Origin of the sequence: Enteractinococcus fodinae (assembly GCF_031458395.1) — a bacterium.
GTDB classification, from domain to species: domain Bacteria; phylum Actinomycetota; class Actinomycetes; order Actinomycetales; family Micrococcaceae; genus Yaniella; species Yaniella fodinae.
Genome location: NZ_JAVDYJ010000001.1, coordinates 1,680,476 through 1,706,403 on the forward strand (window position 1 = coordinate 1,680,476; position 25,928 = coordinate 1,706,403).

A 25,928-nucleotide genomic window follows, 5' to 3' on the forward strand; every position below is an offset into this window, starting at 1 on the left:
AACTTGATGACTGACTAGCGACAGTCAGTCTAGCCGTAGTCTTGCAAACGTTCCAAAGCGTAGCGCAGGTCGTCAGGATACGATGACGTGTAGCTCACGTATTGACCCGTGACGGGGTGCTCGAAGGCAATGCCAACGGCATGTAGCCACTGACGGGTCAGCCCCAGCTCTGCGGCAAGTTGCGGATCAGCATCATAGGTCAGATCCCCGACCAGCGGGTGTTTGAGCGCTGAAAAATGCACTCGAATCTGGTGAGTTCTTCCCGTGAGGAGCTCAACGTCAACCAGCGTGGCAGTACCGAAGGACTCGAGCGTTTTATAGACGGTCAAAGCTTCTTTGCCACCCTCGACGACACCGAAACGCCATTCATATCCCGGTTGCCGGTCGATCGGGGCGTTAATGGTGCCGTTGAGCGGATCGGGTAGCCCTTCGATGAGGGCGTGATAGTGACGCTGCGGGGTTCGATCATGGAAGGCTTGTTTTAGCCGGCTGTAGGCAACCTCAGTCTTGGCGACCACCATCAGCCCGGAGGTACCAACGTCTAGCCGTTGTACGATGCCTTGGCGTTCGGGCGGGCCGGAGGTGGCAACATCGATTCCCAGCGCAGCTAACCCGCCAACCACGGTGGGGCCCTTCCACCCCTGGGAGGGATGGGCCGCCACGCCCACTGGTTTGTCTACGACGACATAATCGTCCTCGTCTGCCACGATTGTTAGGTCCTGCACGAGTTCGGCTCTCACCTCTAATGGGTCCGGGTCATTGGGCAATGTCACGCTCAGGATATCGCCGGGTGCCACCTTGGTTGACTTCGCGGCTTGTTCGGCGTTGACGGTGACCAAGCCGCGTTGAATCCATTGCACCGCTTTGGTGCGAGATATGCCGGCCAATTGTGCTACGGCTGCGTCGGCTCGGCTGCGTTGCTCTATTGTGACGATCAGTTTTGCGGGGTCGGAGGCGGTCATGCGCTTCCTATCCTGAGTTTTCGTTTGCGGTTGACGATTCCTCTGGCTGACCATCAAGCGTCTTGCCACGCATGACTAAAATAACGATGACGATAATGGAAACTACGATGAATGAATCCGCCAAATTGAAAATGGCGAAATTTGGCACGGCTATGAAATCGATGACGTGTCCGACACCAAACCCAGGTTCCCGAAAGAGACGGTCTGTGAGGTTGCCGGCTATCCCACCGCCCAGGGCGCCCAGCGTGATAAGCCAAGGGGTTGTTCTGGCCCGAAAAACGATCAGGTACAGCACGATCAGCAATCCAACAGCCTGAATGATGGTAAAGACCCAGGTGAATTCTGTTCCGATTGAAAATGCCGCTCCGGGATTACGGATGAAATGCCACGTTAACAGTGGCTCAATGACCGGTATGCGCTCGCCCTCGTGCATATTGGCCAAGACAGCTTCTTTGGACCAAAGATCCGCGAGATAAGCTACGACCAGCGGGATGAGCGCGATCCACCAGCTACGCTGGGGAACGTCGTGTTCGGTATGCGCCACGTTCTTCTCCTTGGGCGGCATGACATACTCTTCCAAACACTGATGGTCGGCTATTTACGAGAATAGCCGACCATCTGTGTTTGACCGAGACGCCCGCAGGGCGTTCTCGGGATGTCAAAGTTAGTCTGTGACTCGGGCTTGAGAGTCGAGGTCCTTGAGCTGGTTTTCGATGAAGGAGCGCAGACGCGAACGGTAATCACGTTCGAAGCCGCGGAGCTCTTCAACTTCACGCTCCAGGGTGGATTTGCGTTTCTCAAAGTCTTCGAGAGTCTTGCGAGAGGTCTCTTGCGCCTCGGTGACCAGGCGGTTCGCTTCGCGTTCGGCCTGTGAGATAATTTCGTCGCGTTTACGTTCACCTTCGGCGACGTATTCATCGTGCAGTCGTTGAGCCATGGCCAACACACCGGCAGCAGATTCTGCGGTGGTTTCTGTGGAGTCGGCTTGGGCCGGCGCGGCTGGTGCAGCAGGCTGTACGACTTCAGGCTCTGGCTCGACTACTTCTTGAGCCTCTGGTTCTGCTTCTACCACTGGCAGATCTGCTGCTGTGGCGGCTTCCTCTTCGTTACCGTCAGCTGGGACGGGCGATGGGACCGATGCGCTTTCTCCGGTCTGAGCTTCTAGCTCTGCCACCTGACGACGCAAGTCATCGTTCTCTTGGTTTAGACGGCGCAGTTCCTCAACGATCTCATCGAGAAAATCGTCTACTTCGTCTTGGTCGTAGCCTTCTCGAAATTTCGTGACTTGGAATTTCTTATTGACTACAACTTCCGGCGTGAGAGCCATGTGGTCACCCCAATTACTTGGTCATGTACAAAACTAGAAAACCTGGTGTTTTCTCGTGAGCAGCGCAAGCGGAAAACTCGAAGCTACTACGTATCTCTGCTTACAATATCACCGTATATCGCTGAACGAGTAGTCTACACAGCTGTTACGGTAAAAAATTCGTCTTCTTGAGCTAAATAACTTGATAAAGCTTAAGATGCTGCCCCTTGGAAGGCAACTAGACGGACGATCATCACTATAAAGAACACTACAATAAAGGATAAATCCAGTGACACTGGTCCGAGTTGTAAGGGTGGGATAAACCGGCGGAAGAAGCGCAAAGGCGGATCAGTCATGGTCATGACTATTTCGGCAATGATGAGGTTGATGCCGCGCGGTCTCCAGTCCCGAACGAACGCGCCCACCAAGGAGTAGAGGATCCGCACTACTAGGATGAAGAAGTAAATGGTACTTACCAAGTACAGCAAGGTCCAAAGTAATTGCACGAGTCCTCAGTTTCTTCGGTATAGCGTCTGGTCGTTGTCGCCGTTTTAGGCCTGGTCGAAGAAGTCTTCGTCCTGGCTTGCAGCAGCGTTCCCCTCTACGACGTTTTCAACATTAGTAGGAGTCAGCAGGAACACCTTATTCGTGACTCGTTCGATTGCCCCGTGCAGTCCAAAGGCAAGACCCGCCGAGAAATCCACTAACCGCTTGGCTTCTGTTTCTGCCATATCAGTGACATTGATGATCACGGGGACACCGGATCGAATGGCTTCACCGATCAGTTTGGCGTCATTATAAGACCGCGGGTGAATCGTACGCAGTTTGTGCACTTCAGCGCTTTCCTCTCGGGACTGGACCACACGTTTGATCGGCGTGACCGGTGCACGGTATTCGTCGTCTTCGTCTGGCACTGGTCGTGGACCAGTCGGTTTCGACTCCACCGGCTTGACAGGTTCTTGTGCGGCATCCGACGCAGTCGGTTTGGCCGCGATGTCTGCTGCAGCTGGACTCGCTTGGCGTTCTTCTTCGAGAAGCTCTTGTTCATAGGCTTCGTCACTATCAGCCAGACCCATTCGGATCATGGCTTTCTTGAATCCGCTAACCATGCGCACCTCAAATCCTTGATGGTTCTAGGACACTATTGACACTAGTAGACAACCCCACGAAATCAGGGGAAATACGCGACCTGATTCGGTGTGTCGTAGACCATTACGAGTTTTGTTGAGCTTTCCATACGAATCCAGCGATCCGTCCTTGACCGGGTTCGCGACGGTGGGAATAGTAGCGCTCATCGGAATAGGTACAAATATCACTGCGGACTACATCGACCGCTAAGCCGCTGAGAATGGTTTCGGCAGCCGCTGGAAGATCTAATGCCGGAGTGCCCCAGGATGTTTCAGCGCCGATGTTTGCGTAGCGGTGCACTGCCCTGGTTCTCATGGCCAGTGGCACTTCGTAGCAGTCGCCGCAAATGCTGGGACCGATCACCGCGGTGATGTTCCCTCCGCCTGCAGTGTTCAGTTCGCGCAACTGAGCCACGGTGTTCTCAAGAATGCCGTTCAATAACCCGACTCGGCCGGCGTGTGCCACAGCGGAAGGACCGTAGTCGGTGGTAAAGGCCACCGGCAAACAGTCCGCGACCAGGATGGCTAAGGGATCGTCGCCATCCGTAGACACTATCGCATCTGCTTCTTCGAGAATATCCTGATCTGCCCAGCCGTCTGTGCCTGCCTTGACGACCCTGTTGGAGTGGACCTGTGAGACGAATCGGGTGGTCCCGGGCTCAATGCCTAACTCGCGTTCGACATTATGGCGATGGGACCGAACCTCGGCTGCGGTCTGCGCCTCGCTCAGTACCGTAGTTGACATGTTCCCGGCCTTTACCGTGGTAAATGCGACATGGTGCGTGGAACCAGGTTGGGCCGGGTATGTCAGGTACTTATTTGAGGAAGTCAGGGACATCTAGGTCGTCGTTGCGTTTATTGGAAGACTCGACCACGGTCGGCAGTGGCTCAACGTTGGAGCGTTCGGGCTCTTCCTGGGGGCTGGTAGCGGTCTCTGAGGGTGCGCGACCATCGGTGGCATCCGGTCCGCTGACAGGACTGATTGAGGCCACCGGTGCCACTGGTGCGGCCACCTGAGATTGCGGGGCCTCGTGGTTGCTTTTAACGGGGTCATCGAAACCGGCTGCGATGACGGTGACGCGTACTTCGTCGCCGAGGTTGTCGGAAATAACCGCACCGAAGATGATATTGGCTTCGGGGTGGGCAACTTCCTGCACCATACGTGCAGCTTCGTTGATTTCGAACAGGCCCATATCGGTGCCACCCTGGATGGAAAGCAACACACCGTGTGCGCCATCGATCGAAGCTTCCAGTAACGGGGAGGCAATGGCGGCTTCGGTAGCTTCCACCGCACGGTTCTCGCCTTGCGCCGCACCGAGCCCCATCAGGGCAGAGCCAGCTCCTTGCATCACAGACTTGACGTCTGCGAAGTCAAGGTTAATGAGCCCGGCGGTCGTGATGAGGTCGGTAATACCTTGAACACCGGACAGTAAGACTTTATCGGCTTCTTCAAACGCCTCCATGATGGAGATGGAACGATCAGAAATGGACAGCAGACGGTCATTCGGGATGACGATGAGTGTGTCGACTTCATCGCGCAGTGCTTCAATGCCGGTTTCGGCATTGGTGGCACGACGACGACCTTCGAAGGTGAAAGGTCGAGTTACCACGCCGATGGTGAGCGCACCCAGGGAACGTGCAACTCGAGCCACCACTGGTGCTGCACCAGTTCCCGTCCCACCGCCTTCTCCGGCGGTCACAAAGACCATGTCGGCGCCCTTGAGGGCTGCTTCGATCTCTTCGACGTGATCTTCGGCAGCTTGGCGACCGACCTCAGGATCGGCGCCGGCGCCCAAGCCTCGAGTCAGTTCACGTCCGACGTCCAGTTTCACTTCGGCAGAGGACATCAACAGGGCTTGAGCATCGGTGTTGATGGCAATGAATTCAACGCCGCGCAAGCCGACATCGATCATTCGGTTGACAGCGTTCACGCCGCCGCCGCCGACACCAACAACTTTGATGACGGCCAGGTAGTTCTGGGGTGAGCTCACGATATGATCCCTATTCTGCGTTCGTGGTGGGACGAAGATCCAGCTGCGTCCAAGGTTCCTTCATTAGCACACGATATGCTCACACCTGCGGCTGGGCAATGACCCGGAGCCGTGTGTCGGCACGATCGTGCAAATTTGCTCCGGTGTTTACCGTGTCACGGGGAAATCGGGTGCTGATACATCATACTCAGAGATTTCAGCTGCCTGGTCCTCATCGAGCCCAAGTAACGCTTCTAATACTTGAATCTTTTTCTGTGCTTGTTCATTATTGCCCCACATGACGGTCTTGCCAGAGCTCAGTTCAAGTTCGATTGAATCGATCGAAGCCCCGGATGCGGCCCGGACCTCTTCGCGCAGATCGTCAGGTAATGATCCCAGCACTTCGGTAATAGTATCGAAGACCTCTTGATCCACGACATCGGATGCCGAGGCGACCACCGGTAGGTCAAACTCTTGGGCACGTTGTGAGGGGATTTCTGCCAGCTCGATGCCGGATTCGGAAAAGACGACATACTGTTTGCCTTTGGGACTCATGGCAACAGGAGTGTGTTCATTGACGATTACTACGAGCCCATGCGGTGGTTCAGCTCTGACCGTGACATCATCGACTGCGGGCGTGTCAGCAAAAAGTTCTGTCACGTTACGATCGTTGACCTGCGGCAAAGGGGTACCAGCCAGAACCGCGGTGCGTTCTTCGGCCTCCGATTCGGCAACCAAATCAAGCCCTTCGTGGGATATCTCTTCGATGGCCAAAATTGGGCTGAAATACAGCAGTGCCCAGCCGCCGGTGACCACGACCAGCACGATAATCGCAGTAATGGTCCATACCTTCCGCCGCCGTGCCTTACGGTGCTCGGGGCTGGGCGGCAGTTCAAGGACGGTTTGTTGGTCCGCAGCGGGTTGCAGTTGCTGCGGTTCGCGTGCCGGTTTGGTCGCCCTCGACTTGGCCCGTGCTGTGCTGGAAGTTGATCCGGTCGGGCGCGTGGAGTCGTCACCGTTGGGGCCATCGAGGTTGGATTCAATAACTGTTTTTTTATCTGAATCCAACGGGCGTTCGACAGAAATAGATTTGATCGGTTTGTCAGACGAGAGGCCCGGGAACTTCTCGGCGATTGGATCGTCGTCGTGGGGAGGATGCTTGGCCATGGTACTAGGTGTTGCGGACGGTAAGTTCGGACAGGATGTCGTCAATGAGTTGGTTGACGTCTCCTGCACCAAGCGTCAAAATAATATCCCCCGGAGTGGCGGCTTGCACGACGGATTGGACCGCTTGGTCCGGGGTAGCCACCTGGGTCGCGTGCGGATAGCGGGCTGTGAGCTCCGGTGCTAACTGACCGGTGATCAATTCAGCGGTGACACCATCGATGGGAGTCTCACGGGCGCGGTAAATATCAAGTACTCGCACGGTCGAGGCCTGGGAGAGAGCTTCAGCAAATTCGGGGGCGAAATCGCGCGTGCGGGAGTACAAATGCGGTTGGAAAATGACATGAACCTTCTTGCCGGCGGCCATGCTGTTGGCCGCACGAATTGCTGCCTGGACTTCGGTGGGGTGGTGTGCGTAGTCGTCAAAAACCCGGATGTCATTGATGGTTCCGTGGTGTTCAAACCGTCGAGCCGAACCGGCAAAAGCCGATAATCCTTTGGCTGCGGCATCGGCTGGCACACCTGCCACGACTGCGGCCAGCAGTACGCCGGCGGCGTTAAGTGCGTTGTGTGTTCCGGGTGTGGCCAGCTGCACTTCCTGATAGCTACCATCTGCAAACCGGTAGGTGACATGCTGGCCGGTTTCGGCATCATCGGGCTGGATGTCGATGATGGCTAAATCCAGTTGCCTGTCATGGGTGTTGAGATTTTGGTGCGGATTCATACTGGAGACGAGCCCGTATGTGTAAACCTCTGCTCCGGTGGCACCAGCATCACGGTGACGCTGTCCCAGCGCAGCTGCGCCAGCGTCATCGGCACAGAGCACCAGGGCACCATCAGGTCGGATTTGGGCCGCGAAGTCGCTGAAGACTTGGTGGACTGCGGCCTCAGTCCCGTAGTAGTCGAGATGGTCGGCCTCAATGTTGGTGATAATCGAGATATCGGGAGTGTAGTTCAGCAGGGACCCATCGGATTCGTCGGCTTCGGCAATGAACCAGTCACCAGCACCGTGATCCGCATTGGTCCCAAGGTTTGCGATCCCAGCGCCCACCGCAAAAGACGGGTCGTAGCCGGCGTGTTTGAAAGTTACCGCCGCCATCGACGAGGTCGTGGTCTTACCGTGCGTGCCAGCTACAGTCAGGACTTTCTTACCATCCATGGCTGCCGCGAGCCCCTGGGAGCGGTGATACACCGGAATACCGGCGGCTTCTGCCGCTTGGCGTTCGGTATTCTCCGCGCCAGCAACCGTCGAAGCGATGATGAGGTCAATGGGTTGACCGGTCTCCTGCTCGGCGCGGGCAATATTGTCCGCCGCGTATCCCACATAGAGGATGGCCCCGCGTTCCCGCAAGCTGTCCATGACCGGTAGGTCTTTGGCGTCTGTGCCAGTCACGGTGATGCCCCGTGCCGCCATAATGCGCGCGACCCCGGAGACCCCCACTCCCCCGACACCCAGAAAATGGGCATGGGAGATCTCGTGGAGTGCTGGTACGGGCTGTTGGGTCATCGGGATACCTTCGTTTCGGTAATGATGGTGGCCATAGTTTCGGCTGCATCAGTGATGCCAAGATTCTTTGCTGTCTGGCTCATGTATTCCAACCTTGGCGTATCTTTGAGCAGATTCGGTAGCCGGGTGGCGACCCACTGCGCGGTGAAGTGTTCATCTGGGACGACGACCGCTGCGCCGTGTTCCTGAAGACCGGCCGCGTTGAGTTCTTGCTCGCCGTTGCCGACAGGTAGCGGCACGAGGACCGAAGGCAAACCGATGGCGGCTATTTCGTGCACCGTGCCAGCACCAGCACGGGCGACAATAAGATCGGCGGTCTGATAGACCCGGGCCAATCCGTCAATGTATTCGATTTGCACATAGCCTGGGGCGGTGACCGGTTGACCGTGCCCATCGGTGACGGTTTTGCCTCGACCCGTGAGATGTAAAATTTGTGCTCCAGTGGCGAGCAGGTCGTCCAGCGCCCCGCTGATGGCCGTGTTGATGTTGAGCGCACCCGAGGATCCACCGGTGACGACCAGCGTGGTTTTGTCCGGATCGAGCCCTAGCGAACGCCGAGCTTGAGCTTTCATGGTGGGGCCGGTGGGCAGATCGGTAATTTCCATGCGCATCGGCATGCCCACGTGGATCGCCCCGGGCAGAGCAGTGCCTTCGAAAGCGCACGCAACCACAGTGGCAAACCGGGCCGCCAAGCGATTCGCTAGCCCGGGCCGCACGTTACCTTCGTGTACAATGACCGGTATTTTCTCTGCCCTTGCTGCCAAATACACCGGAGTGGCAGCGTATCCCCCCACTCCAACCACGACTTGGGTGCGGTGGTCCCGTAAGAGTTTGCGAGCCTGTTTCACGGCCTTACGCAATCGCCACGGCACTGAGACTAAATCCACCGAGAGACTGCGCGGCATGGGGACTTTGGCGACCGTGGCGAACTCATATTTCGCATCGGGTATCAGCGTGGCTTCCATGCCTTCTGCCGTGCCGATCATGAGAATATCCGGGCGGATCTCGGTATCCTGGCATTTGCGTTGCAGCGCATCGGCCATGGCAAGCATTGGTGAAACATGTCCGGCTGTTCCGCCGCCGCAAAAGACGACGTTCATGGTCGTAGTCATTGTGTCGATTGTACGCTTTCTTTGGTGGCTGACGGCGTCTGAGCGCGCACGGTTGCGTCGTGCAGTTCTTGGGCTTGTTGTCGGGCGAACGATAGCACCACACCGACCGCGAGGATGGCCATCAGCAAGGCGGATCCCCCGGCTGAGATAAATGGTAATGGCACCCCAATGACGGGCAGCAATCCGGTGACCATGGCAATGTTCATAAATGCCTGACCCAGGAGCCACGTCATGATGGCCCCGGTGGAAATCCGTACGAAGGGATCGGTGGTGTTATAAGCGACGCGAAACATACCGATACCCAGGGTGATGAATAGCCCCAGCACAAGAAGCGCGCCGAGTAAGCCGAGTTCTTCGCCGAGCACCGTGAAGATAAAGTCGTTACCGGCTTCGGGGATATAGGACCATTTTTGCCGCGATTGGCCCAAACCTACGCCGAACCAGCCGCCGGAAGCCAGGGCAAAGATGCCTTGTTCGTATTGATAACAGGGATCGGAAGCGTGATCGCAGTTGCCCAACCAGGCTTCAATACGCAGCATGCGGTTGCTGGAAAACAATGTTGCAACCACAACGCCGACCAAGCCGAGGGCGGCCATGCCGGCTAGATAGATGCTACGCATCCCGCCCAGGTACAGCACCGCTGCGATAATCAGCAGCATGATCAACACGGTTCCAAGGTCGCGCCCCATCAAAATGAGCAGCACAATCAACGCGCCGAAGGGAAACACGACGGGCACCAGCAAGTTTTTGCCGTAGCCTTCGAGTTTAAGTTTCTGGCTCAGTGCATAAGCGGCCCACACGCTAAAGGCGAGTTTTGCCGCTTCAGCAGGTTGGAAGGAAAACCCGGCCACGCGCAGCCAGTTCCGGTTGCCGTTAATTTCAACCCCCAGGGGGGTAAATACTAAGATCAGCAGGCCGATGGATAACAGCAACATAACTCTGGCAAGCCGGTAATAGGTTTCACGACGCCATTTACCCATCCAGAACAACAAGGCGACACCGATGACCGCGTAAACGCCTTGGGATCTCAGGGAGGCGAACGAACCAGCACCACCGATATCTTCGACCGAAGAAGCTGACAGCACCATCACCACCCCGATGAAGGTCAACGCAAGGGTCGGCCCCAGAATCAGCCAGTAGGCAGACTTGGTCGAGTGTGTCCCGGTGAGCCAATCCCAGGCACGAGCTACATGAGGTGTTGGACCGTTGCTCATATCGTGCTCCTGGTAGTGCGTAATCAGTGTCCGGGGTAGTTGATGTCGGATAGTAGTTGTGCGATGGCCTGCGTGAACGCTTCACCGCGAACGTTGTAGTTGGCGAACTGATCCATTGAGGCTGCTGCAGGCGACAGCAGGACTGTATCGTGTGGGTCAGCGATCCGGTGGGCCAGGTTGACGACTTCTCGCATCACCGCTGACCCGTTTGCAAACTCCACTGTAGTGTCTTTGAGGTAGTCGGTGTAGATAGGCACCTCGGGTGCGTGTCGCTGCAGTGCTTCAACGATGGGCGCTTGATCGGTCCCGATCAGGATCACGGCCTTGAGCCGCTCCTGGTGGTGACGGACCAACTCATCATATGAGGCACCCTTGGCCAAGCCACCGGCAATCCAGATGATGGGGTCATAGGTTGCCAGAGCCGCGTCAGTCGCGTGGGGGTTGGTGCCTTTGGAGTCATCAACCCATAAGACGTCATGGAAGTGAGCCACCGACTGGATCCGGTGAGGTTCAGGTTCGTAGGAGCGCAAACCTGCTTGAATTGCGGCTGGTTCTACTCCGACTGCCCGTACCAGGGCCGCTGCGGCCAGCGCGTTGAAGACCATGTGCTTGGGCGCGGGATTGCCGATGTCGGAGAATTGAGCTAATTCATAGGCTTGGCTTGCCCGGTTGGTCAGGAATGCCCGGTCCACCAGGAGGTCGTCAACGACTCCAACCATCGAACGCTGCGGCGTGTCGGTTGTTATGCCGATCGCACGACAGCCTTCAATGACGTCAGCTTCTTCGACCATGCGCATGGTCTCGGGCTCTTCGTCGTTGTAGATGGCCGCGATTCTGGTGTTTTCATAAATCTTGGCTTTTGCCGCTGTGTAGTTAGGAAATCCCCCGTGCCAGTCGAGGTGGTCTTCGGCAAGATTGAGGACCACCGAGGCTTCAGGTTCGATGTGTTGGATCCAATGCAACTGGAATGAGGAAAGTTCCACAATGAGTAGGTCGTATCCCTCTGGGTAGCGAATCGCGTCCAGAATTGGGGTGCCCACGTTGCCCACGGCGATTGCCTCAAGTCCTTGGGCTCGCGCCATCGCTTGCGCCATGGTGGCCACCGTGGTCTTACCGTTCGTGCCGGTCAGGGCGACCCATTTAGCGGTCCGTTTGCCGTGGCGCTGTCGAACTCGCCAGGCGAATTCAATGTCCCCCCAAATAGGGATGTCGGCCTTTTGGGCAGCAACGAGCACCGGGTTATCCGGCCGCCACCCGGGCGAGGTGATGACCACGTCGATACGGCCACCAGTCGCCGCAGGATCAGGGAGCCCTTGTACCGCCTCTTGGCCCAGGAGCACCTCTTTGACCCCGACGATTTTGAGCGTGTCTGCTGCCTGCCGATTGTGCTCAGTGTCTTGGCCATCGATGACCATGACCGAGGCCCCGAGTTCAGCTAGCGTGTCAGCTACAGAGAATCCTGTGACGCCGATACCGGTCACGAGCACTGACAGTTGGGACCAGTCAGCATCCCAGCTGGTGAGTTCATCAAGGTTAATGCTCATTGCAGAATCACCCATTCGGTGTAAAACAGGGCGAGCGCTGCCACTACGAAGGCTAAACCGATGAGCCAGAAACGGACCACCACGGTCACTTCTGCCCAGCCTTTGAGCTCAAAGTGATGCTGCAGCGGTGCCATCAAAAAGACACGCTTGCCGCCGGATAATTTGAAATAGGCCACTTGGATAATCACCGAGGCCGCGATGACGACCATCAATCCTGCCAGTACGACCAACAGCACCTGAGTCTTGGAAAAGATCGCAAACCCGGCCAGCGCCCCGCCGAGGGCCAGTGAGCCGGTGTCCCCCATGAAAATCTTGGCCGGCGCGGTATTCCACCATAAGAAGCCCATGAGCACCCCGGCCAAGATGGCTCCTAAGAGTGCCAAGTCCATCGGGTCGCGTACTTGATAGCAACCTCCCGCAGCGGTGGTGCCGGAACACGACTGGTTGGCTTGAAAGAGGGTGATCAGCACGTACCCCACCGAGACCATGGCCACGGCCCCGGTTGCGAGCCCGTCGAGGCCGTCGGTGAGGTTGACCGCATTAGTCGTGGCGGTGGTAATGAGGTTCGACCACACCACAAACAGGATTGCCCCCACCACGGTACCGGCGAAGGCCAGGTCCCAGGAGGTATCGCGGAACACTGAGATTGCGGTGGAAGCTGGCGTCAGTCCGTCGCTATCGGGAAAGTTCAGCGCCAAGATTGCAAAAGTGGTCCCCACTGCCCCTTGGCCGATGATCTTGCCGGTTGGTGTCAGGCCCAAGGACCGTTGGTTAGAGATCTTAATGTAATCGTCTAGGAAGCCGATGAGCCCCATCCCGGCGGTCAGGAATAAGAGCAGTAACGCTGAGACCGTGATACCAGAGGTTTCCAAGTCCAAAAGATGCAGAATCCAGTGGGTGATGAAGTAGACGATCACAAAGTTGGTGACGATGACCACGCCGCCCATGGTTGGGGTGCCACGTTTTGTTGCGTGGGTCGTGGGGCCGTCGTCACGGATGATCTGACCGTAGCCGCGTTTGTGGAGGAGCCGAATAAATAACGGTGTCCCAACGCCTGTGAGCACAACACCAAGTACCGCACCTAGCAGTAGTCCAATCACTGTTGCTCCTTGCGCCCAAGCGGGGCGGTGGTGAGTTTATCTGCCAGTTCCCACAGTCGGGTGCCGTTGGAACCTTTCACAAATATAATGTCACCGGGTGCTGTCCGTTGGGATATCAAGTCAAAGGCTCCCTCATTCGTAAGGACGTGGTCCACTTCATCTCCCCAGGACCCCTCATTAACAGCACCCGTATAGAGGGCGCGCGCCGCAGCGCCCACGACGACCAGCTGGTCGATGTTTAACCGCACGACGACCTCGCCGAGCAGGATGTGCTCCTTGGCGTGTTGGTCGCCTAATTCCAGCATTGGGCCAAGGACCGCCCAGGTCCGTCGACCGGTGTTTCGGCCCAGCATGGCTAGGGTTTTCAACCCTGCGCGCATGGACTCAGGGTTGGCATTATAGGCATCGTCGATGATGGTGATGCCATCTGTGCGATCCGTGCGCGCCATCCGGTGAGCTGAAGCAGGTTTGATGCTTGGCATCGCGGTTACAATCGCACTCAGATCCACACCTGCGGCAAAGGCTGCCGCGGCAGCTGCCAACAGGTTGGTGGTGTGGTGCTCGCCGATCAGCCCAGCGGTGACCTCGCGTCCTGCTCGATCGGTCGCAGTGGCGTCATCGGCCAAGTATTGCAGGTCAAAGCGCGGGTTTTCATCGACTGTCGTATCAGCGTTGGCGGCGTAGAGCACCCGTGGTCGTCGCGGTGGGGCAAACGCTGCGGAGAACCACAGCGTTGAAGCGTGATCGGGAACACGGGTGGCCATGGCGGCCACGTTGATGTCGTCAGCGTTGAGCACGGCGACCCCTCCGGCCGGAAGAGCTTCGACGAGTTCACCTTTGGTTTGGGCAATATTGTCTACCGAACCGAATGAGGCTGCGTGGGCTGAACCGACTGTGAGCACCACGGAAATGTCGGGCCGCACGATATCGGCAAGATCACGAATATTGCCCACCCGGTCGGCGCCCATTTCTACGATCAAATAGCGCGTGTCGAGGTCGGCGGTGAAAATGGTTAGCGGGACGCCGACTTCACTGTTGTAGGAGCCTTGTGGCGCTACGGTTGGGCCTTGGGTGGCCAGCAGCGTTGCGAGGGCGTCTTTGGTGGAGGTTTTCCCAACGGAGCCTGTGATACCAATGACCGTGGTTTCGGAGTGTTGACGAATCTTGTCCACAATGTATCGCGCCAGATTCGCCATCGCTACGGTGGCGTCGGGGACGATAACCGCTGGGTCGGGTTGACCGTTGGCGTCAGTGGTTTCGCGTTCTGCCAGGATCAGTGTGGCCCCGGCGTCGCGGGCTGCCCCAATAAAGTGGTGTCCATCAGTGGTCTCACCGGGACGGGCAATAAATAGCCCGTTGGCCGTCATCAGCCGAGAATCCGTATTTGCCGTGGTCACGGTCGCTGTGGTGTCCACCGTGGAGGTCAGACGCCCACCGGTCGCTTCGGCGATCTGTTGTGCATTGAGTTCAATCATGTCGATTTTGACCTTACCGCGTTAGTCCGCACGCTGTGTTGATGCGGGGTCCGATGTAACAAATCCGTGATCCTGCAGGGCCTGGTGGAGAACTTTCCGATCGTCGAGGGGAAATACTACCCCGGCGAGATCTTGGTGAGTTTCATGTCCGCGCCCGGCTGCCAGGATGGTGTCCGTGGGTTTGGCCAGTTGGACCGCATATGCCAGCGCGTCAGCCCGCGGGGCAATTTCTACTACTTCGGGCCCATCAGGTGTGGCCTCTGCCAGCTCACGTGCACCGGCAAGGACAGCCTGACGAATCGCGGCCGGATCCTCATGGTGGGGATCATCGTCGGTGACAATGACCACATCAGCATGTTCTGCTGCGATGCGCCCCATTAATGGTCGTTTCGCGGTGTCGCGTTGCCCAGTTGCCCCAAAGACCACAATGGTACGCGCTTGTGCTCCGTGTTGCTGTCGGCTGGCACGATTGACGGCCTGCAGCGCCTGCGTCAACCCGTCTGGGTTGTGGGCAAAATCCACGACCACGGTCGGAGTTTCGGCGATGACCTCCATTCGTCCCGGGACAGCGGATTCAAACGGTGAGTGGTGTCGGCGTTCCAACACCGCTTTAATGTGTTCCCAGTGGTGCCGTTCATGACCGGTAAATACCATAACCGCAGCTAAGGCAGCGTTGGCGATGTTGAATTTACCGGGCATCCCTACTCGTGTGACGACGGTGAACCCAGATTCGTGTTGGAGCGTAAACGTGTGGCCCAACGCGGTCGGTTCGTACCCTGTGATGGTCCAGTGTCCACGAACCGGCGTTGAGCTGGTAGTGGCGGCCGCGGGACCTAGATCCAAGGTGACGGCATCAGGCACCTGTGTTGCAAGCTGTTGACCCCAGTGCGGTTCAGCTCCCCCGTTCAGGGTGACCACCCGAACTGTGGAATGATCAGCTTCGAAGAGGGTAGCTTTGGCATCGAAGTAGGCTGCCATGCTGCCGTGGAGATCCAGGTGATCCTGAGTTAGGTTGGTGAATCCCACGACCCCATAGATCAGGCCGTAGGTCCGTTTATAAGCCATCGCATGGGAAGAGACTTCCATACTGGCTGCTGTAACGTCGGCTTCGCGCATGCGCGCGATCAAACTGTGCAGTTCGGGAGCTTCAGGCGTGGTGAATTGGGAGGCCAGCGTGGTACCCGCAATACGAGTCTCGATGGTACCTATCAGCCCGGTGGTGTGGCCAAGTTCTGCAAGTATCGCGTTGAGGAAATACGTCGTGGTGGTTTTACCGTTGGTGCCTGTCACGCCATAAACCTGTGGGTCGACCGTGCCGGTATTGCCGTAAATCAACGCCGCTGCATCTGCTAGGGCGGATCGCACATCGTGGACGATGACGGACGGGACACCATCCGGGATACGGTCGACGCCGCTTGTGTCCGTGAGGATCGCTACCGCACCGGCTGACAGTGCTTCGTCAATGTAATCGGCTCCGTGATGTTGTGCCCCCGCCACGGCGGCATATAAATCCCCAGGTTCGATGGTTTTAGAATGCATCGAGATGCCTGAAACTAATTGCTCCATGTCCCCTGCCGGGGTGGGTTGGTAGGGTTCCAGGTGCTCGATAAGTGCTGCGAGTTTTGTGTGTAATTTCGTTTGTGGTCGTAGCATGTCTGTGTGGCAGCCCCAGCGGTGCGGGACTACCAGGGCCTTTCCTGTGGGTCTTCGGTAAATACATCATAATGCTGCGGTCCTGTTTCGGACGGCGGGACCGAATATTTACTCAACAGATACTTCATCACATCAGCGGCGGTATCAGTGACCTGCCAGGTTTTCCAATCGCCCTGTGGGCGGTGCACGGCTACGGAGACGACGAATTGCGGGTCATCTAATGGGACGACACCGGTGAATGACGTGGTGTGCCCGTCGTATCCGGACGCTCCAGCAGCCTGTCCGGTACCAGTTTTACCTCCCACGCGGTACCCATCAATCTTGGCGGCTTGAGCCGTGCCCTCCTGCACGACCCCTTCCATCAGTTTCAGCATCTCATCTGCAGCCTCTTTGGATATGACCTGTCTCGGCTCGGTCGGGGCTTCCCAGGGTGTCTCTAGACCATCTTCATCAATGTAGGCGTCGATGACTCGTGGCGGCATCATGACCCCATCGTTGGCTAGCGCCTGAAATATCCTGGTGACATGTAGTGCGGTCACCGAATAGCCCTGGCCGAATGTGGTGGTGAAGTGTTGTCGTCGGTCCCAATTTTCCCAAGAGGTAAATTGGCCCTGATTGACCCCACTGACGCCAATATCAATAGGCTCGCCGACACCAAAATCCGACATATATTGCCAGCGTTGTTCTGGACTGAGGTTTTCGGCGACCTGTACGGTACCGGTGTTATAGGACCGAGTGAAGATGCCCGCTGTGGTCATGTCGTAGGTGTCGTGGGGCATCGAGTCATTGATGGTTTCGTTATTGAAAGTCTGACTGTTCGGCACTGACCATTCCTGCTCGGGGGTGACCACGCCGGCGTCTAAGGCCATAGCAAAGGTCATGGCTTTGCCGGTCGATCCGGGCTCATATGCCTGGGTGAGAGCGGTAGGTCGCCAGAAGAGCTGATCGGTTGCAGTGGGGTCTGTTGGGTCCACGGTCTCGGAATCGGCCAGTGCTAGGATATCTCCGGTTTGAGCATCCATCACGACGATGTTGCCCCATTGTGCGTTGTATTCATCGACCTTGGCCGCGATGGCTTCTTGGGCGTACCAGGATACGTCCTGGTCGATGGTTAACCGGACGTCTTTGCCATCGACGGCTTCGGTTTCGGAGAACGAGGCGTTGGGTATCCGCACCCCATCGGCGGAGATTTCAAAGACACGTTCGCCGGGTTGGCCTTGCAGATGTTCGTCCTGTGAGCGTTCGACGCCTTCTAACCCGTGCCCATCGTGACCGTTGAAACCCAGAATTGATCCCGCGACAGCACCGTTGGGGTATATCCGTTCTGCTACGGGTTCCGATACAAGACCGGGGATACCTACCTCGAGCGCTTCTTGGCGGATCTCGGGGGTCACCCTGCGAGAAATGATCCGGTAGGGGCGGTCCCCCACCATAAGTTCGCGCAATTCTGGGTAATCAATATCTAGGATGTCCGAGAGCTCTTGCAGCTGATCATCGATATCAACCTCAATATAGGAGCCGGTATCTGAGTCCCAGACGCGTGAATCCTGCACCAGCCGTTGGTCTACAACTAAATCGTACCGCTGAACTGACTCGGCCATGACGTTGCCATCGCGGTCTAAGATAGCGCCACGCTCGGGTGCTAACGTAACCGGTCGCGTTCTACGATCCATGGCTTGTTGGGCTTGGTCTTCAGCATCAATGCCCTGAATAAATAGCAACCGACCGCCCAGGACGAACAGGCAAATCATGAGCATCGACATGGTGACTTTTAGTCTCGATTTGGGCACACGAGTCACCATTGGATTTGACACACGATTCACCTGCCTTCAACACTGCCAGCCAGCGGCTGACGTTAGTTGCCACTCGGAAGGCTGATCTGGGGTCCTTGAAGACTACCGGCCGATGAGGTTTCGATCGTCGATGCCACGCCATCTTCGGTTGACGAATTCGTCACGTTCGGTTCAGGCATGTCTACCTGCGGACTGATGATGCTAACGGTATTGGATTCGGGCCCTGGCACCTCTTCGTTTGTAACAGTGACAGGATCGTGGGGAACCTCAGCCGGCAGTTCAATTTCTGCTGGAATACCGGTACTCGACCGTACTGTGGGCTCGGCTACGAAACTCGTCGGCGCATTATCAGCGGTGGCAGCAGTGGCAGTCCCAAGGACGGTGCCGGTGCTCAAATCGATAGAGGCTGGGGTGCCTGGTAGCACCATCCCCATGTCGGCGGCTTGCTGGGCGACTGATTGTGGCGCGGATTGTTGTGATAATTGTTGCGCCAGTGCCTCATTCGTTTGAGTGATAGAGGTGAGACTGCTGTTGAGTTCTACGAGTTCGTACTGTCGGTTTGAGACGACAATATTGACCACCAGCACCACCAGCAGCGCGATCACCGGGATAGAAAGAATAAAGATGCTGTAACCAATTGGAGCACGTTTGAGTTGACCCGAGATGACCTTGAGCTGGTCGCGCCGAACACTGGCATCAGTGTCCGAATCGCTTCTAGGCTCCTGGGACGGCATGTCCAGATTGTCATAGTATTCCGCGTCGAAGTCTCGAGCGGTGGAATCTGGTGAAAATGCTGGGCGCAAAACGCGGATGTTCGAGGGGGAAGGTGTCATCCGTTGCTCCTGGTTGGTCGAATTTTCTCGATAGCGCGCACTTTGGCCGAAGCCGCGCGTGGGTTCTGGTCAATTTCCTCTGCAGTGGGTTTTTCTGTTCCCCGGGTCAATATGCGTACCACGGGAGCGTGTTCTTCTAACTCAACTGGGAAGTCCGGGGGCGTCAGGCTCTGCGCCTGTTGCTGGAAAGCTTTCTTCGTGATGCGGTCTTCCAACGAGTGGTAGCTCATGACCACCATGCGGCCGCCAATGTGTAGACCAGCCATAGCTGCGGGAAGTGCCTCACGTAAGATATTCAATTCTTCATTGACTTCGATGCGTAAGGCTTGAAACGTTCGCTTGGCCGGATGGCCACCGGTCCGGCCGGCAGCAGCAGGCACAGCGTCACGAATCACGTCCACGAGATCGCCGCTCCGCGTGAAAGGACGCGTGGATCTGCGCTGCGTAATAGCCATCGCGATCCGACGAGCAAACTTTTCCTCACCGTACCGGCGGATCAACCGCTCCAGCTGATGCTGGTCGTACTCATTGACGACATCAGCCGCAGTAAAACGCGCTGTGGGATCCATACGCATGTCCAACGGCGCATCATAGGAGTACGCAAAACCGCGCTCGCGTTCGTCTAATTGATACGAAGAAACTCCGAGATCGAAAAGATACCCGTCAGCGGCTTCGACCCCACCGGCCGATAGGGCCTGTGGAATTTGCTCATATGTGCCGTGAAAAGGAACGAAGCGCTCTGCAAAGGATGCCAAACGCTCCCCCGCCAGGCTTAAGGCTTCGGTATCTCTGTCTATTCCTATCACCAAGACGTCATCAAAACGTTCTAGCATTAATTGGGTGTGGCCACCCATGCCCAGTGTGGCATCAACGATGACGGGTTGACGATTCTGCTGGCGAGCGTGCGCGAGTCCAGGTACAAGGAGGTCGACAACCCGATCGGCCATGACTGGCACGTGTCGTTGAGCAGCATTGGCAGCAGCTTGGTCATGGCGCTGATCGCCCTGGTCGCAGACTGCCATTGCGCTCCTATACTGCATGCCGCCATCTGGTAAAAATAATGACTCTTATCCCAGATCCCTATCCGTGCACCTGGCCCAGGGGAAGACGGGCCAGCTGTTCGGATAGAGGTCTGAAATAAGAGACCTGGTCGGAATTGAGTTATCGAGCGGTGACTTTGGTCTTAGAACAAGCCCGGAATGATTTCTTCATCCGTCTCAGAAAACGCGGTTTCCTGTTGTTCGAGGTAGTCATTCCAAGCGGTCTGATCCCAAATCTCAGCTCGTGTGCCAGCACCAATGACCGCAACATCTCGATCCAGTCCCGCGTACTCACGCAGCGGAGCCGGGATCGTGATCCTGCCTTGCTTATCCGGCTTCTCATCTGAGGCACCGGACAGAAAGACACGAATGTAGTCTCTGGCCTGACGGGAAGAGAGCGGTGCTTCACGCATTTGATTGTGCACTCGTTGAAACTCGTCCATCGAGAACACATATACACAGCGCTCCTGACCTCTGGTAAGTACCAGACCGTCAGAAAGTTCATCTCTGAACTTCGCAGGCAAGATCAACCGGGACTTTTCATCCAAGCGTGGAGTGTATGTACCCAAAAACATGTGGCACAACCTCCAGCGTGGTGCTAATCCCTTTGCTCAAGCTTCGCGATCACCGTCCTCTTCGTGCTCCACTTTACCCCACTTTGCCCCACATTCAATACTTGTCAGACCATTCTTCGACATTTCACAAGATTTTTCTATGCGTACAAGACAGGAAGTTTTCGCCAACTCCGGCATTATTACGAGGAGAATCGCGCCCAGGGGCCAATGTGGAGCGTACTGGGGAGCCCGGTGGAGGATGCGGGATGACGGAAAGTGATTATTGTGACAGGAGTGCAGAATGGTGATTGGCCAAGCGAATCTACCCCGTGAAACAAGACTGCGAGCGCGATGGTGGAGCAAAGTGGGGGCGCACCTCCTCCCCGATGAGTGATGTAAGGAAGCAGAGCGACCCCTGACGTGTCGTCACTGCTGAAAGCGGTAGCTAGGATGGAGCCGTAACGAGATCCAACATCGTTTTCCGGTACCCCTAAGGGAAAGTCGTACATTGCACACCACCCACACCAGAGCAAACCCGTCGGCAAACCGCCTCGGTTCCCGCTCGCGCATTCTGATAATTTTCGTGGCCTTATGCGCAGTGGTCCTGTCTGCCTGTGGAGCGGATGTCAATTCGCGATTGGATCTGCAGCCCGATTATTCTGGACAGCGCCTGTTCGTGCTCACAATGGCTGACAACGATCTCAATGCGTTATCCGGAGGTGTAGAGGCTGCGGAACGAGCTCTGGCGATCCATACGCCTGAAGTCTTGACCTTTGAAGGAGTCGAGCCAGAGGACGAGGGCTACAGCGCGACTTTTACGATGCCGTTCAGTAGCCTTGAGGACTATCAGAACAATATCTCCGCATTACTTGATGCCTCGAATGTTCCGGCCGATGAACGGGATATGACCATCGAAGTGGATGATCAACCCCTCACGACGAGCCTGACCTTCCAAGAAAGCTTCTACAACGATGATCTGATGGGCTGGGCAGCGGAAGCCCTGAGCGTCGAAGAGGTGGTTTCCCCCGGGACTACGGTGTTCACCTCGAATGGCACCGCAACGGTGATGTTTGATGGCGAAGAAGTCGAAACCTCCACTTCCCTCCCCCGCATCGATTTCAGCATGACACAGGATCAGCGTTTTGCCGAGATCGGTCTGGACTTCGAGATTCTTGAGTCCGGAGATGTCCATATCGCTATGTCGTATCTGATTTCTGATGAACACCAGCAGGTTCAAAATAACTACCTGACCGAACAAGTCGAACAGCTAAACGATCTCGATGGTGTAGACGGCCAAGTCCAAGATTCGGGGTCGGTCGAGCCAGCAGACGCCAGCGGTGAGGTGCGGGAAATAGCGGTCACCTTTACTACCGCTGCTGCCGTGACGGAGGGCATCCAACTCCTCCTCGCCAATGACAATGCGTCATTTGAGATTCTCGAACAGACCGCCCAAGGATCTCTCGATACCGCGGTGCGATACGTGGGGACTGACTGGAGCTGCGAGGCCATTTGTGACCCCAATAATCTCCAGCAGTTAGACGGTGCAACGCAATACCCTGACCACTGGGAGCTCACCGAGCAGCGCAGACAAGGCGGAGAATTACTTCTAGAGTTCAACCGCGGCATGCCTTTGGATTCGCTGACATCATCGACTCAGCTGAATCTCACAGGCAACATGGTCCAACGCATTGAGTACGTGGTCGATAACGAAACACAACAGGGCCACGAAGATGCCGTGGCGGATCGTTTCGCGCCGCCTGCAGGTACCGGGTCGTTTGATACCACTGTTCGTGATGCGACTACCTTATATACCGTCACGTTTGAAGCAGATGACGCAGCCGAACTCACGACGCTGCTGAATGAGTATTTGGCGGCAAAAGACATTGACGAGCAGATCGCAATAAACCACGGACCTCTTACCGGCCTATGGGCCTCATATGATGTGCAAGCCGACCTCTCAGCGGTGTGGGAGTTAGCCACCGGAGGCGTGGAGGGCGCAGCCATCTTCCAGATAGTCTTACCGGCGATGCACTCAGGCGAGGCCGATAACGCCATCGAGTCAGGGCGGACCGTGGTCATTGACGATGCGGATGGTAACTTCCTGGTCACCGCCAGCGGTCCCACCCTCACCACCGTGTGGGTAGTTGTCATTGGTCTATTGCTCCTGGCCGTGATAGTTACCTTACTAATTCGTACGCGTAGAGCCGCTACGCGGGTATGGTCTATCGCGTCTCCACAGGCCGAGGGCCAGCCGTACAACGTGCAGGGACCAAGGGATACGCTGACCGAAACTGAGATTTTGGCGTCTCCGGTGGCTCCTGGGCCCTACGCGTCAGAAACCACAAAGTTGAACGAAGGGCCGGTAACTGAACAGGCCCAAAGCAGCAAGCAGCCCAAGCGTTTTCCCGATGTACCTGTACCATCGCCCACCGATTACGCGCAGTTGCAAGAAAAATTGGAAGAACCCGAGGGTTCTTCTGGGGACGACTCCGAGGTTGAAACCCCACAAGATGGCGACGCTGACCCGAATAAAAACGAGTAATGACTAGCACTAGGGAACAGAAAACCCGCAGCTATTGCTGCGGGTTTCCTTTGTGAAGGGCAAGTGCCAGGGTCTGAAGAAATTTACTGCTGACGCCGTCGTTCGTCCCAGCGTGACTCAAGCCCTTCCATAAAGCCTTGATTCGACTTCGTGTTTCCGGACCCACCACGGCCTCCCGACTTGCTTGGAGGCTTCGTGGTCCGCTTCGTCGCTAAGTAGATACCGCCGCCCATAATAATAAAGCCGACGATACCCAACCAGATGGCGTCGATCGTTACTCCGGTGAGTAGCACGACGATACCGATGGTGGCGGTAAGCACACCGAGTACGATATTGCGCGTAGAAAACCGACGCATCGGGCCCTTTGCGTGCATCTGCATTTGCGACGCAAACTTTGGGTCCTCTGAAATCAACTGAGATTCAATCTCAGCAAAGACCTCTTGCTCTCTATCTGATAAGCCCATGGTTGCCTCCACATGTGTTACCGAAAACTCGTCCAATCTTCGGTTGAGTTTGTTTCTATTCTAAAGTTTGTGCCTGATGTTTTGCTGAGATTGTCACACGGTGAAGCGCAACTAGCAACACCTAACCATCCGACATTCGCTGGGAACGTTCATGACGCAAAAGCGAAGCTGGTTTGATCGCAGCCTCCGGAAACTTCTTAGCTACATCGTCCAAGATCCGGTCGGTCGAATCCCATGCCTGGCGCGGTTCGGTCTCGACATCGGGTACTTCCAGATCGAAGAGTGATTCTTGTTGGATCGTTGGTACGTGCTCGGTGGGTTCAGCCACTTTATCGGCTCGCACACCCAACAGCCGCACCGGGTGCCACCGGGCGGCCAGGAGCTCATCCAACAGTGGTCTTGCATGATTGAAAAACACCGCACCTGAAGTAGCCGGTGTCGCCAGCGACAGGGACTTGGTTCGCGTACTGAAATCCACGTCCTTGACTTTGACGCTAATCCCCCTGGCTTCCAGCCCGTCTTGTCTCACGCGACGCGCACACTCGTAAGCCAAGTCCAGTAGGTTTTTTTCTAACTCTTGGGCGTTGGTGACATCGTATTCAAAGGTATGCTCCACTGAGACGGATTTTGCATCTTGGCGCGGCTCGACACGTCTGGGATCGTCACCGCGTGCCAGCGCGACGATATGCGGCCCGGCGGCCCCCAACCAGCGCCGCATCCGTTCTGGATCGCGTTCTGCAAGATCACCCACCGTATATATATCTGCATTGTTAAGGCGCTGCAGAAGTTTCGGACCGATCCCCCAGATCACACCAACAGGAAGCGGGGCAAGGTAGCTACGAGTCTGCGCTGCAGGCACGACGCCAATACCATCGGGCTTGGAACGATCAGACAGAATCTTCGCGACTGATTTATTTGCTGCAACGCCCACGGTAGAGGGTAAGCCCGTGACTTCTCGCACGCGAGTCTTGATGAGCGCAGCAATCTGGGCAGGGGTCCCCAGACGACGACGGGCTCCAGTGACGTCGATAAACGCCTCATCGATAGATAACTGCTCCACGGCCGGGGTGACGTCGTGCAATACGCTCATGACCTGTCGCGACGCCTGCGTGTATTTCTCTCTGCTGGGTTCGATCACAACCAACCGTGGATATAGCGACAACGCATGCGCCATTGGCATGGCCGATCGAATTCCGAATTTCCGAGCTTCATACGAGGCGGACGTAACAACTGATCGACCAGACTTTCCGCCCACGACCGCTGGGATCCCGCGAAGCTCTGGTTGATCAAGTAACTCTACGGATAAAAAGAAAGCATCCATATCAAGATGCAAAATAGTGGACTCCCAGGACTCATCAGCCCAGGGTGGGCGCGATGTGGAATGTTGACCCGTGGAGACCATGAATCAATACTACGTGCTAAGGCCGGTAAGGTTGAAGCGAAGATGGCGTGAGCTGATCATTTCAGCAGGCAGGAGAATCAACACCGTGACAACGCTGGACGCATCGTGGTTTTGCACCCAACTCGAAGCCCGGATGCAGGAACTGTTAGCTGACTACCGGAGCCAAGCGACCACGATCGCGCAGGCTTCAGATCCCCTGGTGTCTTCCATTGCCAAGCTCGTAGAAAGTGGCAAACGCTTGCGGGCGCTGTTGGCGTGGTGGGGATGGCAGGGTGCTGGCGGGGAGGCCGATGATCCGCGCATTATTGACGCAGGCGTCTCACTAGAACTTTTTCAAGCCGCAGCACTGATTCATGACGATGTCCTTGACCGCTCGGATACCCGCCGTGGTCAGCCCTCGGTACATAAAAGCTTCGAACACCTCCATCACGAAAACCGGTGGGCTCAAGACGGCGCTCACTTCGGTGTCTCCGCTGCAATCTTGGCTGGTGACGTGGCGCTTGGGATGAGTGAAGAAGTGTTTTCCACCACCGCTGATGCCACAGCTTTTGCGGCACCTGCCCGTGAGGCATTCCATGCCATGCGGTTCGAAGTCATGACCGGTCAATACCTAGATATCTTGGCCGAAGCAAACATCCCAGACGATCCAGCCGTTGCCCTAGAGCAAGCTCGAACCGTACTGCAATATAAATCAGCTCACTACTCAGCTGTCTGGCCCTTCGAAATTGGAGCTCTTCTAGCAGGCGCCGACGAGACGACATTGCGGGCTTACCGCGAGTTTTCCTTACCTCTGGGACTCGCCTTCCAACTGGGTGATGACCTTCTAGGAGTGTTTGGCGATCCGGAGCTGACGGGCAAGCCGTCAGGGGATGACCTATTAGAGGGGAAACGGACCGAGCTTGTTGCCCACGCGTTAGCGAACCTCACCGAAGACGATGCTCAAATGCTCAACAATTTCTTAATGCAACCAGAAGCGAGTCCGTACACCGTTGAAGAGGTTCAGCAGCTCATCCAGTCTTCGGGAGCCAAAGATACCGTCGAAGCAGAAATTCGGCGCCTCGGAGAGCAGACCTACGCCGCGTTGGATCGTTTGCAGTTAACTGGTTCTGTTCGAACCGGCTTGCAGACCCTGGTGGCGGGACTACTCGGCCGACAGCGCTAGCAAA

The 25,928-nt window shown here is 56.5% G+C and carries 23 protein-coding genes; 2 read left to right on the forward strand and 21 right to left on the reverse strand.

Going from position 1 to position 25,928, the window contains the following annotated elements:
* Positions 1-29: 29 nt before the first annotated feature.
* The 19 genes from J2S62_RS07820 to mraZ all read right to left on the reverse strand — a co-directional run bounded on the left by J2S62_RS07820 (position 30) and on the right by mraZ (position 20,375).
* A complete protein-coding gene (locus J2S62_RS07820; RefSeq protein ID WP_310173335.1) occupies positions 30-962 on the reverse strand; it encodes an RluA family pseudouridine synthase in 933 nt (310 codons plus the stop codon).
* A gap of 7 nt (positions 963-969) precedes the next feature.
* Positions 970-1,506, reverse strand: coding sequence for a signal peptidase II (lspA, locus tag J2S62_RS07825; RefSeq protein WP_310173337.1), 537 nt, complete (start codon positions 1,504-1,506; stop codon positions 970-972).
* Positions 1,507-1,626: 120 nt separating this feature from the next.
* On the reverse strand, positions 1,627-2,289 hold the full coding sequence (locus tag J2S62_RS07830) for a DivIVA domain-containing protein (RefSeq protein WP_310173339.1): 663 nt from the start codon (positions 2,287-2,289) through the stop codon (positions 1,627-1,629).
* A 191-nt stretch (positions 2,290-2,480) separates the two neighbouring features.
* On the reverse strand, positions 2,481-2,774 hold the full coding sequence (locus J2S62_RS07835; protein WP_310173341.1) for a YggT family protein: 294 nt from the start codon (positions 2,772-2,774) through the stop codon (positions 2,481-2,483).
* A gap of 45 nt (positions 2,775-2,819) precedes the next feature.
* On the reverse strand, positions 2,820-3,377 hold the full coding sequence (locus J2S62_RS07840; RefSeq protein ID WP_310173344.1) for a cell division protein SepF: 558 nt from the start codon (positions 3,375-3,377) through the stop codon (positions 2,820-2,822).
* Positions 3,378-3,480: 103 nt separating this feature from the next.
* Complete coding sequence (locus tag J2S62_RS07845; protein WP_310173346.1) at positions 3,481-4,140, reverse strand: polyphenol oxidase family protein; 660 nt, start codon at positions 4,138-4,140, stop codon at positions 3,481-3,483.
* 70 nt (positions 4,141-4,210) lie between these two features.
* Positions 4,211-5,386 (reverse strand): cell division protein FtsZ, encoded by a 1,176-nt coding sequence (ftsZ, locus tag J2S62_RS07850; RefSeq protein WP_310173349.1) that lies wholly within the window; start codon positions 5,384-5,386, stop codon positions 4,211-4,213.
* 147 nt (positions 5,387-5,533) lie between these two features.
* Entirely contained in the window at positions 5,534-6,532 is a 999-nt protein-coding gene (locus J2S62_RS07855; protein WP_310173352.1) for a cell division protein FtsQ/DivIB, read from the reverse strand.
* Between the two features lie 4 nt (positions 6,533-6,536).
* Complete coding sequence (gene murC / locus J2S62_RS07860) at positions 6,537-8,036, reverse strand: UDP-N-acetylmuramate--L-alanine ligase (RefSeq protein ID WP_310173355.1); 1,500 nt, start codon at positions 8,034-8,036, stop codon at positions 6,537-6,539.
* A complete protein-coding gene (murG, locus tag J2S62_RS07865) occupies positions 8,033-9,148 on the reverse strand; it encodes an undecaprenyldiphospho-muramoylpentapeptide beta-N-acetylglucosaminyltransferase (RefSeq protein WP_310173357.1) in 1,116 nt (371 codons plus the stop codon). The genes murC and murG overlap by 4 nt, the downstream gene beginning before the upstream one ends.
* On the reverse strand, positions 9,145-10,362 hold the full coding sequence (gene ftsW, locus J2S62_RS07870) for a putative lipid II flippase FtsW (protein WP_310173359.1): 1,218 nt from the start codon (positions 10,360-10,362) through the stop codon (positions 9,145-9,147). Before ftsW ends, murG begins: the two co-directional genes overlap by 4 nt.
* 23 nt (positions 10,363-10,385) lie before the next feature.
* Positions 10,386-11,906, reverse strand: a complete 1,521-nt coding sequence (gene murD, locus J2S62_RS07875; RefSeq protein ID WP_310173360.1) for a UDP-N-acetylmuramoyl-L-alanine--D-glutamate ligase — start codon at positions 11,904-11,906, stop codon at positions 10,386-10,388.
* The gene (mraY, locus tag J2S62_RS07880) at positions 11,903-13,006 is read right to left on the reverse strand and encodes a phospho-N-acetylmuramoyl-pentapeptide-transferase (protein ID WP_310173363.1); all 1,104 of its coding nucleotides are present in this window, start codon (positions 13,004-13,006) and stop codon (positions 11,903-11,905) included. Before mraY ends, murD begins: the two co-directional genes overlap by 4 nt.
* Positions 13,003-14,481 (reverse strand): UDP-N-acetylmuramoyl-tripeptide--D-alanyl-D-alanine ligase, encoded by a 1,479-nt coding sequence (locus tag J2S62_RS07885; protein WP_310173365.1) that lies wholly within the window; start codon positions 14,479-14,481, stop codon positions 13,003-13,005. The genes mraY and J2S62_RS07885 overlap by 4 nt, the downstream gene beginning before the upstream one ends.
* A 21-nt stretch (positions 14,482-14,502) precedes the next feature.
* A complete protein-coding gene (locus J2S62_RS07890) occupies positions 14,503-16,134 on the reverse strand; it encodes a UDP-N-acetylmuramoyl-L-alanyl-D-glutamate--2,6-diaminopimelate ligase (protein ID WP_310173368.1) in 1,632 nt (543 codons plus the stop codon).
* Positions 16,135-16,163: 29 nt separating this feature from the next.
* Positions 16,164-17,948, reverse strand: a complete 1,785-nt coding sequence (locus J2S62_RS07895) for a peptidoglycan D,D-transpeptidase FtsI family protein (RefSeq protein ID WP_310173370.1) — start codon at positions 17,946-17,948, stop codon at positions 16,164-16,166.
* A 41-nt stretch (positions 17,949-17,989) separates the two neighbouring features.
* Positions 17,990-18,760, reverse strand: a complete 771-nt coding sequence (locus J2S62_RS07900; protein WP_310173372.1) for a hypothetical protein — start codon at positions 18,758-18,760, stop codon at positions 17,990-17,992.
* The gene (gene rsmH, locus J2S62_RS07905; protein WP_310173374.1) at positions 18,757-19,782 is read right to left on the reverse strand and encodes a 16S rRNA (cytosine(1402)-N(4))-methyltransferase RsmH; all 1,026 of its coding nucleotides are present in this window, start codon (positions 19,780-19,782) and stop codon (positions 18,757-18,759) included. The genes J2S62_RS07900 and rsmH overlap by 4 nt, the downstream gene beginning before the upstream one ends.
* Positions 19,783-19,943: 161 nt before the next feature.
* Positions 19,944-20,375, reverse strand: a complete 432-nt coding sequence (gene mraZ / locus J2S62_RS07910) for a division/cell wall cluster transcriptional repressor MraZ (RefSeq protein ID WP_310173377.1) — start codon at positions 20,373-20,375, stop codon at positions 19,944-19,946.
* 664 nt (positions 20,376-21,039) lie between these two features.
* Here mraZ and J2S62_RS07915 point away from each other — a divergent pair.
* Positions 21,040-22,896 carry a hypothetical protein gene (locus J2S62_RS07915; protein WP_310173380.1) on the forward strand — a complete coding sequence of 619 codons (1,857 nt, stop codon included), beginning with the start codon at positions 21,040-21,042 and terminating at the stop codon, positions 22,894-22,896.
* A gap of 83 nt (positions 22,897-22,979) precedes the next feature.
* On the opposite strand, the gene J2S62_RS07920 is transcribed toward J2S62_RS07915, so the two are convergent.
* Both J2S62_RS07920 and dinB read right to left on the reverse strand, forming a co-directional pair.
* The gene (locus tag J2S62_RS07920) at positions 22,980-23,360 is read right to left on the reverse strand and encodes a DUF3040 domain-containing protein (protein WP_310173382.1); all 381 of its coding nucleotides are present in this window, start codon (positions 23,358-23,360) and stop codon (positions 22,980-22,982) included.
* A 121-nt stretch (positions 23,361-23,481) separates the two neighbouring features.
* Entirely contained in the window at positions 23,482-24,762 is a 1,281-nt protein-coding gene (dinB, locus tag J2S62_RS07925; RefSeq protein WP_310173384.1) for a DNA polymerase IV, read from the reverse strand.
* An 85-nt stretch (positions 24,763-24,847) separates the two neighbouring features.
* Here dinB and J2S62_RS07930 point away from each other — a divergent pair, with 85 nt between their 5' ends.
* The gene (locus tag J2S62_RS07930) at positions 24,848-25,924 is read left to right on the forward strand and encodes a polyprenyl synthetase family protein (protein WP_310173388.1); all 1,077 of its coding nucleotides are present in this window, start codon (positions 24,848-24,850) and stop codon (positions 25,922-25,924) included.
* Positions 25,925-25,928: the final 4 nt, after the last annotated feature.